Annotated in this window: 1 protein-coding gene; it reads left to right on the top strand. The window is 57.4% G+C overall.

Annotation, left to right across the window (positions count from 1 at the left end; all coding sequences use genetic code 11):
* Positions 1–1,445 precede the first annotated feature (1,445 nt).
* Complete coding sequence (locus QJT78_RS50765) at positions 1,446–1,868, top strand: hypothetical protein (RefSeq protein ID WP_281460857.1); 423 nt, start codon at positions 1,446–1,448, stop codon at positions 1,866–1,868.
* Positions 1,869–1,934: the final 66 nt, after the last annotated feature.

Below are 1,934 nucleotides of genomic sequence, written 5' to 3'. Positions count from 1 at the left end.
GTCTCGGTCATGGCGTATCGCTCTCCTCGAGAGGTTCTGGCAGGCTCGTCACCCGCCTCGATACGCCGCCTTCCTCACACCGTCATCACCCAGATTCCGCCATAGCTCTCTTCGTACTCCTACCGAGAGAACGGCCAATCTTAAGGTCAAGCCTCCTAACTTGAATTGGCTAAGAGCCCAATTCCCTTTACCGGGATTATCGTCCCACTTGGAGGACCCCACTTGGAGGACAAGGTGTGGGCAAAGATAAATCAATGTCGTTTTGGACACCTGAGAAACTGGGCGAAAAAGCTAAAGAAGACGCTGAGAACGACAACTATAGTCCACCACATTCATGGTGGCCCGGCAGGTACAGCGTTGGTACCGAAGCCCGCGACAGGTACGATCGAGCTTTCAACCTTCATCACAGCGATAAGGACGAGTACTAGGGCCGCCCCCGTTGGCGGCCTCTTTCATTTCATAACGTCTGGCGGAGGCGGGAGCCCTGAGCCTTTCGAATATTCAGTCCTGTCCCGGGCACTCGATATTTCAAATTTGGACGGAACGATTGATCTTGGGAGTTCTTGGTCCTCAGCAATCGGTGCCTTATCTCCGAAAGCAAGGCCGGCCGATCGGTCGACATTTTGCCCAATGCCCGGCGGAAGGCTTCAAGCGGCCTCAGATGCCATCCGCACTGAGGCCGTTTCCTTGGACCCGCAGAACCGGAAATTAGGGCGCTGCTGGAACCAAAGCGGATGCAAAAAAAGGCTCCAAGCCTCGGGTGAAAGCCCCCGAGTCCGGAAAGTGATTTGGACTCATGCACTGCAGCAAACAACTAAATTTACGGATCGCGCCGGTGAGCAAGAAATGCGGCAGTGTGAACCGCTGAATTGGCCCGAGTGATGGGCCTTCGCGCTTGTTAAGAGGCGCTTGTTCTTAGCAACCGGGAGCAAACCGGGCAACGCAAAGAAAGCCCGCTCATGGCCGCACTGCGCACAAATGAGTCGACCTGCAGTCGGGCGTACTCTTCCTCGGAGGCTTCTCTCGCTTGCGAGGCACCGGTGTCAGGCCGCTGATCGGCACCGGACGGCCTCCCAAGCGAAAAGCCCGGCCGTGAGGGCCGGGCTGATCGGCAATATATTCCAAGTCAGGCAATGGACGGAATAAATCGGGGAGAGACGCCGCCGTCTGTTCAAAAAGGAACACCTGAACCGACCATTGGCGGCCGCCCGCGCTCAACTGCGAAAGGCAGAGAATCTCACGAAGGCCCTTTATTTCCAGAAGCATCGCGGGGCAGATACTCGCCGTAGGGCACAGGCGCAGACCGCAGCGAACGTCGCATCAGGCCATCCCGAGAGTGTCCGTACGCGATTGAGTGAGCAATTTGGTACAGACGCCGATCGCTCGACGTGTCTAGCCTCCTTAACGGGTGAAGCTCAACATACCTCTAACGCAAGGTGAAAATCATGGAAATCTCCAGGGAGACAAAAGCTGCCGTGCGGCCGGCACTGTGGGGAGCCGTGGCCGGAGCAATTGCTCTGACAATCGTGGGGTTCAGCTGGGGCGGCTGGGTGACGGGTGGGACCGCCGAGACGCTCGCGAAGAATAGTGCTGCGACGGCTGTCGTTGCAGCTCTCACACCCATCTGCGTTGAGAAGTTTCGACAAGCCGCCGATGCGTCGGCAAACTTGGTCGAAATGAAGAAGGCTACCTATGCATGGGACCAGAGCAAGTTCGTTGAAAAAGGCGGTTGGGCCACGATGCCGGGAAGCGCTGAGCCAAACTCAGCCGTTGCAAAAGCCTGTGCCGAATCGCTTGGTAGCCAGAAAGCTGTGGAGCTGCGTGGAGAGCTGGCCCCGGTTGTTTGGACAGCGCCCCGCTGGATTTAAGTGGATTCCTGCCGGGTTATGCTGAACGCGGGGCTTTACGGTTTTGTCGTTGCGTCGGGAGGGCGT

The organism is Bradyrhizobium sp. Mp27, assembly GCF_029953005.1.
Lineage (GTDB): Bacteria > Pseudomonadota > Alphaproteobacteria > Rhizobiales > Xanthobacteraceae > Bradyrhizobium > Bradyrhizobium barranii.
Note: the sequence above shows the minus strand (reverse complement) of the source record. Positions and strands in the feature narration are given on the sequence as shown.